Origin of the sequence: Haloferax prahovense DSM 18310 (assembly GCF_000336815.1) — an archaeon.
Lineage (GTDB): Archaea > Halobacteriota > Halobacteria > Halobacteriales > Haloferacaceae > Haloferax > Haloferax prahovense.
The window spans coordinates 17,588-32,247 of record NZ_AOLG01000009.1; the positions used below are offsets into that span (position 1 = coordinate 17,588).

16 protein-coding genes and 1 tRNA gene are annotated in these 14,660 nt (G+C 67.8%); 5 read left to right on the forward strand and 12 right to left on the reverse strand.

Annotation, left to right across the window (positions count from 1 at the left end; translation table 11 throughout):
• Position 1: 1 nt before the first annotated feature.
• The 8 genes from C457_RS02440 to C457_RS02475 all read right to left on the reverse strand — a co-directional run bounded on the left by C457_RS02440 (position 2) and on the right by C457_RS02475 (position 4,524).
• On the reverse strand, positions 2-394 hold the full coding sequence (locus C457_RS02440) for a DUF7383 domain-containing protein (RefSeq protein ID WP_008091672.1): 393 nt from the start codon (positions 392-394) through the stop codon (positions 2-4).
• Positions 395-448: 54 nt separating this feature from the next.
• Positions 449-631 carry a hypothetical protein gene (locus C457_RS02445; protein WP_008091674.1) on the reverse strand — a complete coding sequence of 61 codons (183 nt, stop codon included), beginning with the start codon at positions 629-631 and terminating at the stop codon, positions 449-451.
• Between the two features lie 443 nt (positions 632-1,074).
• Positions 1,075-1,155, reverse strand: a tRNA-Ser gene (locus tag C457_RS02450).
• Between the two features lie 29 nt (positions 1,156-1,184).
• Positions 1,185-1,391, reverse strand: a complete 207-nt coding sequence (locus C457_RS02455; RefSeq protein ID WP_004973426.1) for a hypothetical protein — start codon at positions 1,389-1,391, stop codon at positions 1,185-1,187.
• A gap of 1 nt (position 1,392) precedes the next feature.
• Positions 1,393-1,779 carry a RidA family protein gene (locus C457_RS02460; protein WP_008091676.1) on the reverse strand — a complete coding sequence of 129 codons (387 nt, stop codon included), beginning with the start codon at positions 1,777-1,779 and terminating at the stop codon, positions 1,393-1,395.
• An 83-nt stretch (positions 1,780-1,862) separates the two neighbouring features.
• Positions 1,863-2,069 (reverse strand): hypothetical protein, encoded by a 207-nt coding sequence (locus tag C457_RS02465; RefSeq protein ID WP_008091679.1) that lies wholly within the window; start codon positions 2,067-2,069, stop codon positions 1,863-1,865.
• A 39-nt stretch (positions 2,070-2,108) separates the two neighbouring features.
• On the reverse strand, positions 2,109-3,107 hold the full coding sequence (locus C457_RS02470) for a cytochrome d ubiquinol oxidase subunit II (protein ID WP_008091681.1): 999 nt from the start codon (positions 3,105-3,107) through the stop codon (positions 2,109-2,111).
• Positions 3,100-4,524 (reverse strand): cytochrome ubiquinol oxidase subunit I, encoded by a 1,425-nt coding sequence (locus tag C457_RS02475; protein ID WP_008091682.1) that lies wholly within the window; start codon positions 4,522-4,524, stop codon positions 3,100-3,102. Before C457_RS02475 ends, C457_RS02470 begins: the two co-directional genes overlap by 8 nt.
• A 228-nt stretch (positions 4,525-4,752) precedes the next feature.
• Between C457_RS02475 and C457_RS02480 the strand changes: the two genes are divergently transcribed.
• Complete coding sequence (locus tag C457_RS02480) at positions 4,753-4,959, forward strand: hypothetical protein (RefSeq protein ID WP_008091685.1); 207 nt, start codon at positions 4,753-4,755, stop codon at positions 4,957-4,959.
• Positions 4,960-5,004: 45 nt separating this feature from the next.
• On the opposite strand, the gene ilvA is transcribed toward C457_RS02480, so the two are convergent.
• Positions 5,005-6,216 carry a threonine ammonia-lyase gene (gene ilvA, locus C457_RS02485; protein WP_008091686.1) on the reverse strand — a complete coding sequence of 404 codons (1,212 nt, stop codon included), beginning with the start codon at positions 6,214-6,216 and terminating at the stop codon, positions 5,005-5,007.
• Positions 6,217-6,572: 356 nt separating this feature from the next.
• Between ilvA and C457_RS02490 the strand changes: the two genes are divergently transcribed.
• Positions 6,573-7,964, forward strand: a complete 1,392-nt coding sequence (locus C457_RS02490) for an MATE family efflux transporter (protein ID WP_008091689.1) — start codon at positions 6,573-6,575, stop codon at positions 7,962-7,964.
• Positions 7,965-8,099: 135 nt separating this feature from the next.
• Here the strand turns inward: C457_RS02490 and citZ are convergent, their stop codons facing one another.
• Positions 8,100-9,239, reverse strand: coding sequence for a citrate synthase (gene citZ, locus C457_RS02495; RefSeq protein WP_008091691.1), 1,140 nt, complete (start codon positions 9,237-9,239; stop codon positions 8,100-8,102).
• A gap of 298 nt (positions 9,240-9,537) precedes the next feature.
• Here citZ and C457_RS02500 point away from each other — a divergent pair, with 298 nt between their 5' ends.
• A complete protein-coding gene (locus C457_RS02500; protein ID WP_004973407.1) occupies positions 9,538-10,746 on the forward strand; it encodes a potassium channel family protein in 1,209 nt (402 codons plus the stop codon).
• 38 nt (positions 10,747-10,784) lie between these two features.
• On the opposite strand, the gene C457_RS02505 is transcribed toward C457_RS02500, so the two are convergent.
• Positions 10,785-11,102, reverse strand: a complete 318-nt coding sequence (locus tag C457_RS02505; protein WP_004973404.1) for a DUF7536 family protein — start codon at positions 11,100-11,102, stop codon at positions 10,785-10,787.
• Positions 11,103-11,172: 70 nt separating this feature from the next.
• On the opposite strand from C457_RS02505, the gene C457_RS02510 reads away from it, so the two are divergent.
• Together C457_RS02510 and C457_RS02515 are read left to right on the forward strand one after the other, a co-directional pair.
• Positions 11,173-12,129 carry a succinylglutamate desuccinylase/aspartoacylase family protein gene (locus C457_RS02510; RefSeq protein ID WP_008091694.1) on the forward strand — a complete coding sequence of 319 codons (957 nt, stop codon included), beginning with the start codon at positions 11,173-11,175 and terminating at the stop codon, positions 12,127-12,129.
• Positions 12,130-12,198: 69 nt separating this feature from the next.
• Positions 12,199-13,302, forward strand: coding sequence for a pyridoxal-phosphate dependent enzyme (locus C457_RS02515; RefSeq protein WP_008091695.1), 1,104 nt, complete (start codon positions 12,199-12,201; stop codon positions 13,300-13,302).
• Positions 13,303-13,334: 32 nt separating this feature from the next.
• Here the strand turns inward: C457_RS02515 and C457_RS02520 are convergent, their stop codons facing one another.
• Positions 13,335-14,627: a phage NrS-1 polymerase family protein gene (locus C457_RS02520; RefSeq protein WP_008091697.1), complete on the reverse strand. Its 1,293-nt coding sequence runs from the start codon at positions 14,625-14,627 to the stop codon at positions 13,335-13,337.
• Positions 14,628-14,660: the final 33 nt, after the last annotated feature.

A 14,660-nucleotide genomic window follows, 5' to 3' on the forward strand; every position in this document is an offset into this window, starting at 1 on the left:
GCTATTCTTCGACCGGCTCTTTCCAGTGGACCGTCACCGTTCCGACGGCGAACGCGTCGTCGCCGCCGTCGTCGCGGACGACTCGGATGGTGTTCGAGCCCTCGACGAGGCTCGCGCCGGTCACGGTGTCGACCCAGTACTGCCAGCCGTCGCTCGGCGGGATGTCGAACCCCGAAAGCGAGTCGCCGTTGATTCGAATCTCGTGGCCGTACTCGCCCACGTCGAACGCCTGGATACCGAGGTACGGCTCTCGCGGGTCGTCGGTCGGGACGTCGAACTCGAACGTCGCCGTCTCGTTTCCGGCGTCGTCCGCCCAGTCGAGGTCCAGCGTCTCTCCTTCGGGGTGGAGGTGCGACCCGATAAACACGGTCGCGTAGTTCGCGCGGTGGTGCACGCTCACACATTCTGCTGCGCCGGATAAAAATTCGCGTGGTCGGCGGTCGCGCCGTCAGTCGTCGTCGGGGAGTTCGTCCGCGAGGAACTCGCCGTCGGTGTCGTCGTTCGCGGCGTCGAGCGGGGGCTCGTCGTCGTCTCCGTCTAACACCGATAACTCTCGTTCGTACAGCCGCTCGGTGAGCTGGGTCCGCTTGTTGAGGCCCTTCTTCTCGCGGCCGGTCTTGGTGTCAGGCATTGTCAATCGTGGTAACGTATCCCATGGGGATGAATGTTTTGTCCGAACAGTTGATACGGTCGCTTCTGTGGCGGTGCCGTAGGTTGGGTCTGTGGTAGTGCCTCGGGTCGCGTCGAACTGGGGGTGCCCTGCCAGTTTCGACGTAAGTGGTCCTTGGCGGGCGGGGCGATAGACTTCGGCGACGGTTCTCGTCGGCCGGCGATTGAGAGAGAAGCTATGTGCTTCGGGCGCGAACGGCGGGGGTTTGGGTTGGTGTTTTCGGCGGGGGTTTGGGTCGCAGATGTGGCTTTGCAGAGAAGCGCCAGAAGAGGGATTTAAATCTCAGTCACTCCGCTCACTCTGTTCGCTTCGCTCCCCGGTTCAAATCCTCAGAGGCGTTCTCCCGAACTCGCAGTCCGCAGCGCGACGAGACGCGCTGCTACGTGAGTTGAGTTCGGAAGAAGCGCCAGGAGAGGGATTTGACCCCCCGATCCCAGAGGGAACACGCTTTCCAGGCGTGCGCCTTACCGCTCGGCCATCCTGGCTTACAACGCAACGTTCCCGCCTGGATAATTTAAGCCCTTCCTTTCCGTTCGAGTCGCGGTTCGATGACGTATGTCACGGACCCAACGGCGACGCCGGACGCGACCGCCACCGCGGCGACCGCCCCGAACGACACGTCGATGCCGAGTCCGAGGAGGACCGCGCCCTGCGCGAGGACGCCCACGAGGAGGAGGCTCGCTGCGCCCCACGCGAGCGCGGACCGGACGCGGCGGGCCACGTTACTCCTCGTCGACGACGGCGACGGCCTCGATTTCGACGCCGACGCCCTTCGGCAGGTTGCCGACCTCGACCGCCGAGCGGGCCGGCGGCTCCTCGTCGAAGTAGGTCGCGTACGTCTCGTTCATCTCCTCGAAGTCGTCGATGTCGGCGAGGAACACCGTCGTCTTCAGCACGTCGCTCGCGTCCGCGCCGGCCTCCGCGAGGATGGCCATCACGTTGTCGAGCGACTGCGTCGTCTGCGTCGCGATGTCCTCGTCGTCGAGGAGTTCACCGTCCGGCGTCAGCGGAATCTGCCCCGCCGTGTAGAGCAGCGAGCCGTTGGTCGTCGCCTGACTGTACGCACCGACCGCGGCCGGCGCTTCGTCGGTCTCGATGACGCGCTTCATACGCGGTGGATTTCGCCACGACGTGATAAAATAGGGTGGAACGACCGGGTCCGCGGCGGGGCGAGCCGGTCGCAGCCCGTCAGTTAGACCGACTTCCCGGAGAGGCTGATGCCGGTCGTGAGGACGCCCGAAGCGAACAACAGTCCCATCCCGAGGGCGGTGACCACGTCGCCGTCTTGGAGTGCGAACCCCGCGACGGCGACGCTGACGGCGACCAGTCCGAGGCCGAGGAGGGTCAGCGGTTTCGTGAGCGATTCGGTGGTTGGGGTTGTGTTGGGGAGCGTAGCCATGGGTGGATTGGTTGTGGGGGAAGGGTCGATTGCAGTCGGTCAGGAGTACGATTCGCCGGTTTCGATTGGCCCGCTGAACGTCGAGTAGAGGATGCCGAAGTAGGCGAACACGAGCGGCAACAACAGCGCCGACGCGACGCTCATAATGTTCAGCGGGAGCACCGAGACGATGGCGTCCGCGACGGTCAATCCGGTCGCGGGGTCGGCCAAGGGGAACATGAGCGTCGCCACGAGCGCGACGAACGCGAACACGAGGACCGGCACGGTCGCGAACGCGAGCGTGTAGCGCCCGTCGCGGAGCGCGAGCAGGTAGCCCGCCGCGGCAGCGAGGCTGACGACGACGAGCGCCAGCGGAATCGGCGCGAGGACGCCGAGGTCGGGGCGGACGGCGACGAGGTAGCCGAGCGTGACGACGACGAGCGCGAGGTAGGCGGCCATCGCGCGCGGGCCGTAGTCGGCCACGTCGCGCTGGAGGCTCCCGCGGGTCTTCATGGCGAGGAAGCCGACGCCGGCGACGACGGTGAGCGCGACGACGGCGAGGCCGACGACGACGCCGGGCAGCGACAGGAGCGACTCGACGCCGAGGAGCCAGTGGGCGGCGAACACGCCGAGGAGGAACGGCGCGCTCACGCTGCCGACGACGAATGCCCGACCCCACCACGTCTGCCACGCCTCGTCGTGGCGCTGTTCGTACATCTCGGGGGCGAGCCCGCGGAGGATGAGCGCCCCGAGGATGGCGAACATGAGCAGGTAGTGGCGGCTGAAGAGGTTCGCGTACACCGCCGGGAACGCGGCGAACAGCGCGCCACCGAAGACGACGAGCCACACCTCGTTGCCGTCCCAGAAGGGGCCGATGGCGGCGAGCAGCGTCTCGCGCTCCTCGTCGTCGTCGCGGGTCGCGAAGATGGCCCCGACGCCGAAGTCGAAACCGTCGAGGAACAGGAACATCCCGAGGATGAAGAAGACGAGCCCGAACCACAGCTCCTGCAGCGGCAGGCCGAAGAGCGGGTCGGTGGCGAACGCGCCGTAGTCAGTCATCGCCGGTCACCCCCGCGGGGGAAGCGGTCTCCGCGCCCGCCGCCGTCTCGTCGACGCTCGGCGGTCCCTCGCGGATGATGCGGCGAATCACGTAGGTGTAGAGCGCGAGCAGGCCGGAGTACACGACCGCGAAGCCAACGAGCGTGAGCGTCGCCTCGAAGCCGGTGAGCCCCGGTGAGACGCCGTCTGCCGTCTTGAGGACGCCCTGGATGACCCACGGCTGTCGGCCCACCTCGGTGACTATCCAGCCGACCTCGACGGCGAAGATGCCGAGGAGCGACGACCCGACGAACGCCTTGTGCAACAGGTCGTCGTCGTACAGGTCGTCGGTCCACCAGCGGTAGGCCGCCCAGAAGGCCAACAGGATGAACCAGAAGCCGGCGGCGACCATGAGCCGGAACGACCAGAAGACGATTGCGACCGGCGGGGCCTCCGTGTCGAACTCGTTCAAGCCGGTGATTTCGGCTTGGGGGTCACCCCCGCTCGCCAGCCACGACGCCCCGCCGGGAATCCCGATGCCGAGCAGTTCCTTGGCGCGCGGGTCGGTGATGTGTTCGAGGCTCGTCGGGATGGCGAAGATGTACTCCGGGACGTAGCTGTCGGTCTCCCAGACGGCCTCCATGGCGGCGAACTTCTGCGGCTGGGTCTCGTAGACGTGTCGGCCGTAGGCGTCGCCGTGAATCGCCTGAAACGGTGCGGTCACGAGCAGGACGACGAGCGCGATTTTGAGCGTCTTCCGCCAGAAGCGCGCGCCCTCGCGGTCGTCGTCGGCGTCGATGCCGCGCTGCCAGACGTGGTACGCCGCGACGCCGGCCATGAACAGCGCGACCGACAGCACCGCGGCGTTCTGCATGTGGACGAACATCCACGGGAACCGCGGGTTGGCGTACGCCGCGATGGGGTCGACGAGCGAGACGACGAGCTGGCCGCTTTCGCGCGCGAGTTCGTATCCTCGCGGCGTCTGCATCCAGGAGTTGGCGACGAGAATCCACACCGCCGAGAGCCACGTACCGAGGCCGACGGCGACGGCCGAAACCATGTACAGGGCGTCCGAGACCTTCTCGCGGCCGAAGACGAACACCCCGAGGAACGTCGCTTCGAGCATGAACGCCATCATCCCCTCGGTGGCGAGCGGGCCGCCGAACAGCTCGCCGGCCGCCGTCGAGAACGCCGCGAAGTTCGTCCCGAACTCGAACTCGAGGACGATGCCGGTCACGGTGCCGACGACGAACGAGACGGCGAAAATCTTCGTCCAGAACCGCCTGAGCTGTTCGTACACGGGGTCGTCGGTTCGGATATCCTTCCACGTGAAGTAGATGAGGAAGGGCGCGAGGCCCATGCTCATCACCGGGAAGATGATGTGGACGATGGTCGTAAGCGCGAACTGCAGCCGACTGGCGATGACTGGGTCGAGCATGGTTGGGTGCGGGGTCGCTGGCGCCGAGGCGAACCGGGAAGCGGGGACTTCCTTGTTAAAGGCCTTCGTATTGGGGGAGAGTCAATCCCCGCATGCTTCCCACGAACTGAAAATCATCGTAGGCGGGGTCTCCCGCCCGAATTCGACATAATCGTCCGGGTAAAAAAGTGGCGTTCGTCGGATTCCACGAATCGACGAAGATATGTCCGGACAGTTCGGATTTAGAACATGAACCTCCTGTGGCAGGCCGGGTACGCCGGAGCCGTGGTTCTCGGCGTCGCGTACCTCGTTTTCCCCGCGCGAGTCCACGCGTTCGGGTTCGAGTTCCTCCGCCGCTCGCCCTCGGAGGAGTCCCGCGAGTCCGACGCTCCCGTCTGGCTCTCCCGCGGCATCGGTGCGCTCCTCGTGTTTATCGGTGTCACTGGACTCGTCTGAGCGGCCGGCCTCGAACCCGGTTCCCGACCGCTCTCGGCGACGCGGTCAGTCGAGGACTTCCACGTCGTAGCCCGCGTCGCGGAGCTCTCCGAGGAGCGAATCGACGTGGTCGGGCCCGCGCATTTCGAGGTCGATTTCCACTTCCGTCGCGTTCAGCGCGATTTTCCGGGAGGTGCGGTCGTGCCTGACGGCGTAGATGTTCGCCTTCTCCGCGGCGATGATTTCGATGAGCTGTTCGAGCGAGCCGGGGCGGTCCTTCAGTTCGGTCCGAATCTTGAGGTACCGACCCGTCTCGACGAGGCCGCGCATCACCACGGTCGTCAGCGTGTTCATGTCGATGTTGCCGCCGCACAGCGCGGGGACGACGACCTCGCCCTCCTCGTAGTCGAACTTCTGGAAGACGAGCGCCGCGAGCGCGACGGCCCCCGCGCCCTCGACCAGCGTCTTCGAGCGTTCGAGCAGGTAGGTCAGCGCCACGGCGATTTCCTCGTCGGAGACGGTGACGACCTCGTCGACGCGCTCGCGGATGACCTCGAAGGGCTTGTCGCCGATTCTGCGGACGGCGATGCCGTCGGCGATGGTGTCCACCTCGTCGATGGTCTGAATCGACCCCTTGTTCAACGAGTCCGCGGCGCTGGAGGCCTGCTCGGCCTGCACGCCGATGACGCGGACGTCGGGGAACTGCGCTTTGATGGCCGTCGAGATGCCGGAGATGAGGCCGCCGCCGCCGATGGGGACGACCACGGTGTCGAGGTCGGGGCAGTCCTCCGCGATTTCGAGACCGATAGTTCCCTGTCCGGCCATGACGTACTCGTCGTCGAAGGCGTGGACGTAGGTTCGGCCCTCGTCCGCCTCGATTTCGTGGGCCTTGGCCTGCGCCTCGTCGTAGTCGTTGCCGTAGAGGACCACGTCGCCCCCGTAGCGCTCGGTGGCTTTCACCTTCGAAATCGGCGCGTACTCCGGCATGACGATTTTCGAGTTCACGCCCGCTCGCGACGCCGCGAGCGCGACGCCCTGCGCGTGGTTGCCGGCGCTCGCGGTCACGACGCCCGCGTCTTTCTCCTCGTCGGAGAGCGTGGTGATGCGGTTCGTCGCCCCGCGAATCTTGAACGACCCCGTGCGCTGGGAGTTCTCCAGTTTCAGGTACACCTCTGCACCCGTCATCTCCGAGAAGGTGTGCGAGTACTCCAGCGGTGTCCATCGGGCGACCGCTTCGACGCGCTCGCGGGCGGCGCGTACGTCGTCAAGCGTGAGCATGGTCAGAAATCGCCCGTGTCTGTGTTTAATCGTTCGGGAACTCGTCCGTACCAGGGCCGTGATGTCAACCCTCATGGTCGTCGGTTGAGGACTCGGATTCGGCTCCGTCAACGCGCGCCGTCGCCGTCGCTCGTCGGTCGGGAAAGGGGAAAGGGGGAATGCACGCGTGTGACGTGCAACTGTCTTTCTGGTCCCCGTGCATATAAACGTCCCCCACCCGGAGTGAAAGTGAAAACGCACGACAGCGGCGACCCATCGCTCGCGTATGACACTCGTCATTCGGGCGTCGCATCGAGAGTGCCCGACGGGACCGCCGCTTCCGATACTGTCAACTGCGCGAGGTCCGTGGCCTCGGCATGAACCTCGGCCGCCTCCGGCGGGTCTGGAAGCGCATCTTCTCGCTCGCCTGGCCGGTGATGGCCGAGCAGACCGCCCAGACGGCGATGCGGACCGTGGACGTGGCCGTCACCGCCGCGCTCTCTCCCGCCGCGGTCGTCGCTATCGGCCTCGCCGACCTCTACGCTCGGTTTCCCCTCCGAATCGGTCTCGGACTCGGCGGCGGCGCAATCGCGCTCTCCAGTCAGGACACGGGGAGCGGCGCGGACGCCAACCGGAGTGAGGCCATCTCGACGGCGCTCCTCCTCGCGTTCCTCGCTGGCATCCCGTTCCTGATTTTCGGGTTCACGCTGGGTGAGGCCGCCATCGGCGCGTTCCCTGCGAGCGACAGGGCGGTCGCCTTGGGCACGACGTATCTCGCGGTCATCTTCGCCACCTCGCCCGCCCGGTTGGTCTCGCTCGTCGGCTCGCGGTCGCTTCAGGGCGTCGGCGACACCCGGACGCCGATGCTGGTCAACGTCTTCGCCAACGTCGTCAACATCGGTCTGTCGGTCGGTCTCGGCTTCGGCCTCGTCGGCCTGCCCGCGCTCGGCGTGCTGGGTGTCGGACTCGCGACCTCGACCGCCAACGTCCTCTCGGCGGGACTGCTCCTCGCCGCGCTCGCCCGGCCCGCGTCGCCGACCTCGCTGGTTCGGCCCCGCGACCGGACGGTCGCCAGCCAACTCGTGCGTATCGCCACCCCGCGGGTCGGCGAGGGCCTCGCCGCCGAACTCGCCGAGTTCCCGTTCAACGCCCTGCTCCTCGGCTTCGGCGACGCCGTCAACGCCGGCTTCCAAATCGGCCGCCGGGTCTACCAGCAGGTCGCCAGCCCGCTGGCGCGCGGCTACAACGTCGCCGCCAGCGTCCTCGTCGGGCAGGCGCTCGGAGCGGGCGACAGCGAGACCGCGCGGTATCAAGGCGGGGCGGTGGCGCTCCTGTCGGTCGTCACGGTCGGCGGTATCGGGCTCTTCCTCGCGGCGTTCACGGAGCCCATCGTCGGCCTCGTCGGCTCCGGCGGCGGCGCGGACCTCGAGTGGGCCGTGAAGTTCGCCGTCGCCTACGGCCTCGCCGCGCCGGGACTGGCGCTCTTCGTCGGTCTCTCCGGGTCGCTGCAGGGCGCGGGCGCGACGCGAATCCCCTTCGTCGCTCGACTGACCGGGGTGTTCGGCTTCTTCGTCGGCGCGTCCTACCTGCTCGTCGAGGTGTTCGACTACGGCCCGCTCGGCGCACGCATCGGCATCGTCCTGTCGTTCACGTGGATGGGGCTGTTCGCGCTCGTCGCGTTCTACTACGCCGACTGGGCGGGCCACGCCGACTCGCTCATGGTCGAACGCGGAAGCGTCGGCGTCGACGACGTGGGCGAAGACGACTGACCGTGAGACGGAGCCGGCGACGCGGAACGGCGCGGAGAACGCGGAAGCGAGGAACGGGGCGACCGCGGGGGACGACGCGTCGCTCCGGGAGACGGGGAACGGGAAAAAGTCGCGTGCGACTCGTTGACTCGCTGCCTATCGCTCGTCGACCGACGGGAAGTCGAGACCCTTCTCGCCAGTGTAGCGGGCGCGGGGCCGGATGAGGCGGTTGTCCTCGTACTGTTCGAGGACGTGCGCAATCCAGCCGCCGGCGCGCGAGACGGCGAAGATGGGAGTGTAGAGGTCGATGGGGATGCCCATCTGGTAGTACGTCGACGCGGAGTAGAAGTCCACGTTCGGCGCGAGGCCCTTCTCCTCGCCGATGTACTCCTCGATGGCGACCGACATCTCGTACCACTTCATGTCGCCGGCGGCCTCGCCGAGCGCCTCGGACTTCGCGCCGAGAATCTTCGCGCGGGGGTCCTTGACGTCGTAGACGCGGTGGCCGAACCCGGCGACGCGCTCGCCGCGGTCGAGGGCGTCTTTGACCCACTCGGTCGGGTCCATGTCGCTGTCGTCGACGTCCTTCAGCATCCGCATGACGTTCGCGTTCGCGCCGCCGTGGAGCGACCCCGAGAGCGTGCCGATTGCGGACGTGACTGCGCTGTAGAGGTCAGAGAGCGTCGAGGACGTGACCATCGCGGAGAAGGTCGAGGCGTTCAGTCCGTGGTCGGCGTGGAGCACGAGCGCCATGTCGAACGTCTCGGCGAGCACCTCGTTCGGCTCCTCGCCGTTGAGCATGTAGAGGAAGTTCGCCGCGTGATTCAGGCTCTCGTCGGGTTCGACGTAGTCGTCGCCGCGACGGAAGCGGGCGTAGGCCGCGAGCACCGACGGCATCTTCGCCGTGATGCGCTTTGCCTTCTCGAGGTTGACCTCGCGGTCGGTCACGTCCTCGAAGTCGGCGTTTTCGTCGTACGCCGACATCGCCGAGACGAGCGTTCGGAGCGCCGCCATCGGCGACTCGTCCTGTTCGGCGAGTTCGCGTGCCACGTCGAGGACGCCGTCGTCGAGGTCGCGGTGGGCCGCGAGCTCGTCGGAGAACGCGTCGAGTTCCTCGCCCGTCGGAAGCGCTCCGTGCCACAGGAGATAGAGTACTTCCTCGTAACTTGCGTCCCGTGCGAGGTCTTCGATGTCGTAACCGCAGTAAACGAGTTGTCCCGCGTCGCCGTCGATGAAGCTGAGTTTCGATTCGGTGACCAGCACACCTTCCAGCCCCCGCTTCAGTTCGCCTGACATACCCAGAACGTTGCCTACCATATCAAAAAAGCGTTATCGTTTTCACTCATATGTTATCGACCGCCATACACATACAACGGCAGCCCCGTCTGCCGATTTCGTGGGAAGTCGGTGTCTAAAATAGTGTTCGACAATTGTCGTTATTTTCGGTCCCCTTATACGGGGGCTCCCGAGAGCGCCGCGCGCGCCGTTCTGGCGACCCACGAAGTCATATGCGCCGGCGACGTAGTTCTCTCGAACTACGGTGGCACCACTACTCCTGGCAAGCCTTTTGCCGTCCCGTCGTGAAGGCGGGCGCATGAATCCGGAGGACATCGAGTACGAGCCTGTCAGCGTCAAGGCCGTCCTCGCCGAGATGAAAGACACCGCGGAGTTACTCATCGACCTCTCGTACTCCGCCGTCCTCCACGGCAACGAGGACCTCGCGGCCGAGGTTCTCGACCTCGAAGAGCGGATGGACATCCTCCAACTACAGGCGCGCATGAGCCTGATGATGGCCGCCCGCAGCCCCGAAGACGCGGAGGAACTCGCTCCCGTCCTCGGCGTCGTCGGCGCGGCGGAGAAGATTTCGGACGCCGCGGGCGACATCGCCAAGGTCGTCATCGAGGACATCGGCCTCCCGGACGCCATCCGCGCGGCGCTTCCGGAGGCGGTCGAGACGACGATTCGGTGCGAACTCACCGACGAGTCGCCGTACGCGGGTCGCACGCTCGGCGACATCAACATGGAGACCGAGACGGGCGTCCGCGTCGTCGCCATCCACCGCGCCGGCGAGTGGGTGACGAACCCCGACCACGAGACCGCGCTCCGCGCCGACGACGTGCTCCTCCTCCGCGGCCGCGACGACGGCCTTCAGACCGTCCACGAGGCCGCCACGGGCCTCCGATACGACCCGCCGGACGTGCCGGAGTCGACCATCGAGGACCTCGAACGCGCCGTCGACTCCATCGTCCTGATGAAAGACATGAGCGAACTCGCGGTCGACCTCGCCTACGGCGCGGTGCTGTTCGACAGCGAGGGCGTCGCCGAGGAGGTCGAGGAGCTCGAAGCCGAGGTGGACGCGCTCAAGTCCCGGTTCGAGGCGTGGACGCTCCGCGCGGCGAGCCGCGTCGAAGACCCCGTCTCGCTCCGCGGACTCGTCCAACTCGCGGGCGCGACCGAGATGATTTCCGACGCCGCGCTCGAAATCGCCGAGGGCGTCCTCCGCGGCATCGACGCCCACCCGGTCGTCGCCGCCGCGGTCAAGGAGTCCGACGAGGTCATCATCCGCCTGCGGGTCGCCCCCCGGAGCGACCTCGCGGAGGCGACCCTCGGCGACCGGCGCGTCAAGACCGAGACGGGGATGCGCGTCATCGCGGTCCGCCGGGCCGGCGGCCGCGAGTGGGTCGTCTCGCCGGGGTCGGAAACGCGGCTCCACGGCGGCGACCTCATCATCGCGAAAGGGACCAGAGCCGGCGCGGAGCGACTGGGCGAACTCGTCGGCGACGAGCGCGAGTTCGACGAGTAGGCCGAGGACGAACTGTCGGAACCGACCGAACTGACGGCTCAGAGCGTTTTACTCAGTCGATACGCCGAGACGAGCGTGAGCACTGTCGCGACGAGCAGCGCCGTCGCGGAGGCGAGGACGAACGCGAGGATGAGGAACCAGCCCTCGGGGCCGAGTATCGGATACTCGCGGGTGCCGGCGAACGGGCCGAACAGTTCGAGGACCCGAAAGAGGTAGGCGACGACGGCCAACGCGAGGCCGACGGCCGCCCCGATAGCGGCGTTTCGTGGCACGTCCAGCGCCTGTACCAGTCCCCCCGTCGGCGGCCGTTCGGGAACGTCGTCTGTCACGGTCGCCGGTAGCGGCCGCGAGACCATAGCGGCAACGCTTTCCTCGGGGGGTCAGCGGACCGAACCCCTAAAGGGAGGCGGGTCCGAGGTTGGCGATATGATTACCTTGGGAACGGCGAGTGCGGCCCCCGGGGAGATGGACGTGGGCCGTCTCGAAGTCGGCGAGTCCCGCGACGGCGGGAGCGTCGGCCTACCCGTCGCCGTCATCAACGGCGCGTCGTCGGGCAAGACGCTCTACATGCAGGCGGCCTCGGACGGAGACGAACTCAACGGCGTCGGCGTCATCCAGCGGGTCGTCCCGCAGCTCGACCCCGCGGAGATTTCCGGCACGATTCTCGTCGTCGGCATCGTCAACTACCACGCCTTTCAGGTCGCACAGCACCGCAACCCGATAGACGACACGAAGATGAACCGGGCGTACCCCGGCGACGAGCGCGGCACCTCCTCGGAGCGCACCGCGGCCGCGACGTTCGCCGCCGCCCGCGACGCCGACCTCATCGTCGACCTCCACCAAGGCTCGACGAGCCAGATGATAGACGAGGTCCGCGTCCGCTGCGGCCGTCACCACCGGATGCACGCCAAGTGCCTCCGACTCGCCAAGACGTTCGGCTGCGGCTACGTCCTCGACCAGAAGGGCCCCGACGGCCAGCTCGCCCGCGCCGGCCCGGACGCCGGCATCCCGACTATCGACCCCGAACTCGGCGGCTGTGTCGGCTGGGACGAAGAGAGCATCGAGAAGGGCGTCCGCGGCGTCTACAACGTCCTCCGCGGCTACGACTTCCTCGACGGCGACGTGGAGCTCGAAGCCCAGACCCGCGCCCGCGGCTTCGACCAGTACGGTTCGCCGGTCGGCGGCCTCGTCCGGTTCAAGCGCGACCTCGGCGAGCGGGTCTCCGCCGGCGACGTGGTGTTCGAAGTGACGGACGTGTTCGGGAAGCTCAAAGCCCGCGTCACCGCCGACCACGACGGCATCTTCTGGCGGGCGCGCCGCCTCCCGCAGGTCGCCTCCGGCGAGTACGTCTGCTCGGTCGGCATCGACCTCGACACGTACTGACTGCTGGCTTACTTCACCCGAACCACCTCACACCCACCCTACACCCACCCCACACCCACCTCACTTCCCATGACGACATCACACGACCTCCCCGCTCGGCTCCGGCTCGCGTGCGACGCCTGCGGCGAGACGTACGACGCGTGGCGCTGGCGCTGCACCTGCGGCGAGCCGCTGGACTTCGCGTCCGACCCGACGCCGTCGGCGGCCGCCCCCGGCGACGCCGACCTCGACTACCGCGACGGGCTCTGGGCGTTCGACGAGTTCCTTCCGACCGAGCCGCACGCGACCCTCGGCGAGGGGATGACGCCCCTCGTCGACGCCGCCGAGTGGGAGGCCTCGTTCAAACTGGAGTACGTCTTTCCCTCCGGCTCGTTCAAGGACCGCGGCGCGACGACGATGCTCTCTCTCGCCGCCGAACTCGGCGTCGAGCGCGTCGTCGAGGACTCGTCGGGCAACGCGGGGGCCGCCGTCGCGACCTACGCCGCCCGCGCCGGCATCGACGCCGAAATCTACGTGCCCGCGTCGGTCAAGCCCTCGAAGGTCCGCGCCATCGAGCGCGCCGGCGCCAAACCGGTCCGCATCGAAGGCACTCGACAGGACGTGACCGACGCCTGCGTCGAGGCCGTCGAGGCCGACGACGCGTGGTACGCGAGCCACGCGTGGAACCCCGCCTTCTTCTCGGGGACGGCCACCGTCGCCTACGAAATCGCCGCCCAGCGCGACTGGTCGGTTCCCGACGCGGTCGTCACGCCGCTCGGCCACGGGACGCTCTTCCTCGGCGCGTACCGCGGCTTCCGTGCGCTCTACGAGGCGGGCTGGACCGACCGGATGCCCGAACTGTACGGCGCGCAGGCCGCCGGCTACTCGCCCATCGCCGACGCCCGCCACCACACGCCCGACGAGACGAACGACGTGGCCGACGGCATCCAGATTCTCGACCCCGTCCGCGAGGCCGAGATTCACGAGGCGCTCGACGACACCGGCGGTGACGCCATCGCGCTCTCGTCCGACGCGGTCGAAGACGAACTCGACAGGCTCCATCGCCACGGCTTCTACACGGAACCGACCTGCGCCGTCGCGCCTGCGGCGCTCCGCGAACTGCGGCTCTCGGGCGTCCTCGACCGCGACGCCGACGTGGTCGTACCGCTCACCGGAAGCGGACTCAAATCGTGAATCCGCTCAGAACACAGCTAACGTAGCGTCGCTCACGACCGAAGCCAGTCGAACAGCGACCACCCGCGCCCCGCTTTTTCGTCTCTCTCTCCGTCCCCGCCGCCGCGTCTCCGGGCTTCGAGGTCGCGTCGTCGCTCGCGCTCCGCGTCGAGCTCGTCGCGGAGTCGCTGGTTCTCGTCGACAGCCTCGTCGAGCCGCGCCCGGAGCTCGCTGAAGCGGTCGAACGCTTCGCGCTCGCCGACCGGCGACGCGGTGGTCGGCGGCAATCCCCGCGGTTCACTCCCCGGGTCGTCGGACTGTCCGTCGAGCGCGCTGTCGGACCGGCTGTCACCCCGTCGGTCCTCGTCCGTGGGCGTCGCCGCGGGCCGAACCGCGCTCGACCAGCCGGACGGGTCGTAGAACTCGCTCGTCTCTCGAATCGCGCGGTGGACCGTCTTCGCGCCGTAGGTCGACCCGTCCGCGTGCGCCACCTCGTCCCACTTCGGCCGAAAGAGCCCGCAGTCCCGAAACAGGCGGCACATCTGGCGCGCGTCGCCGGCCGTCCAGAACGCGAGAATCGAACACAGCGCCGCGTCAGCCTCGTCGCGGTCGTCGTAGCCGCTCGTGTCTCCCCGCCACAGATGGGTGAACTTCACGCCGTTCACGGCGGTCGAAGCGCGGTCGATAACCTCGTCGTCCGCGAGGTCGTTGCTCGGGCCGCTCACCTCGTCGAGACGTGCGTCGACGGGCGTTTCGGGCGAATCCGGAGCGACCGACTCGACCGCCGGGGTCGGCGAGGGTTCCGGGTCGGCTTCGAAGTACGCGCCGTGAATCGCCGCGAGCACGTCGCTCCGCTCGGCAATCGCCGCGGACGTGCCCTCGAGACGGTCGCCGGTCACGGGGAAAAAGCCCGCACCGTCCGAGAGTTCGAGGTTCCCGGTTCGGCCGCCCCCCGACGGAAGCGTCCCGCGGACGAGGACGCGATACCCCGTCCCCGAGGGCGTTACCTCCGTGCGGGAGTCGAGGCGGTCGACGAGTTCCCACGCCCAGCGCTCGGTCGCGCCGGTCTCGCTGTCGCGGCACTCGCCGATGTCGACGACGACGAACGGGTCGTCGTCGGTGAAAACGTACCCGACCCCGTCGGTGGGGCCGTCCCGCGCGGACGCGAGCGCTTCGTCGAACGTCGTCCACGTCGACGGGTCGGTCACCGACGCGGGCCCGCCGGTCGCGTCCTTCAGAACCGTCGTTTCCGCTCCACTGCGCGTCTGTGTTCGCCACCCGACCCAGTTGGCCCGTTCGAGGAGGTCGTCCGGGAGCTGTTCCCGCGTCGGGAGTGGTGGCGTCATCGCTACTCCTGGTCTCGGGAGGGGCGAGAAAGG

Coding starts and splice junctions, on each gene's coding strand:
- C457_RS02445 (WP_008091674.1), bottom strand. CDS start 631: ATGCCTGACACCAAGACCGGCCGCGAGAAGAAGGGCCTCAACAAGCGG.
- C457_RS02460 (WP_008091676.1), bottom strand. CDS start 1,779: ATGAAGCGCGTCATCGAGACCGACGAAGCGCCGGCCGCGGTCGGTGCG.
- C457_RS02465 (WP_008091679.1), bottom strand. CDS start 2,069: ATGGCTACGCTCCCCAACACAACCCCAACCACCGAATCGCTCACGAAA.
- C457_RS02470 (WP_008091681.1), bottom strand. CDS start 3,107: ATGACTGACTACGGCGCGTTCGCCACCGACCCGCTCTTCGGCCTGCCG.
- C457_RS02475 (WP_008091682.1), bottom strand. CDS start 4,524: ATGCTCGACCCAGTCATCGCCAGTCGGCTGCAGTTCGCGCTTACGACC.
- C457_RS02480 (WP_008091685.1), top strand. CDS start 4,753: ATGAACCTCCTGTGGCAGGCCGGGTACGCCGGAGCCGTGGTTCTCGGC.
- ilvA (WP_008091686.1), bottom strand. CDS start 6,216: ATGCTCACGCTTGACGACGTACGCGCCGCCCGCGAGCGCGTCGAAGCG.
- C457_RS02490 (WP_008091689.1), top strand. CDS start 6,573: ATGAACCTCGGCCGCCTCCGGCGGGTCTGGAAGCGCATCTTCTCGCTC.
- citZ (WP_008091691.1), bottom strand. CDS start 9,239: ATGTCAGGCGAACTGAAGCGGGGGCTGGAAGGTGTGCTGGTCACCGAA.
- C457_RS02500 (WP_004973407.1), top strand. CDS start 9,538: ATGAATCCGGAGGACATCGAGTACGAGCCTGTCAGCGTCAAGGCCGTC.
- C457_RS02505 (WP_004973404.1), bottom strand. CDS start 11,102: ATGGTCTCGCGGCCGCTACCGGCGACCGTGACAGACGACGTTCCCGAA.
- C457_RS02510 (WP_008091694.1), top strand. CDS start 11,173: ATGATTACCTTGGGAACGGCGAGTGCGGCCCCCGGGGAGATGGACGTG.
- C457_RS02515 (WP_008091695.1), top strand. CDS start 12,199: ATGACGACATCACACGACCTCCCCGCTCGGCTCCGGCTCGCGTGCGAC.
- C457_RS02520 (WP_008091697.1), bottom strand. CDS start 14,627: ATGACGCCACCACTCCCGACGCGGGAACAGCTCCCGGACGACCTCCTC.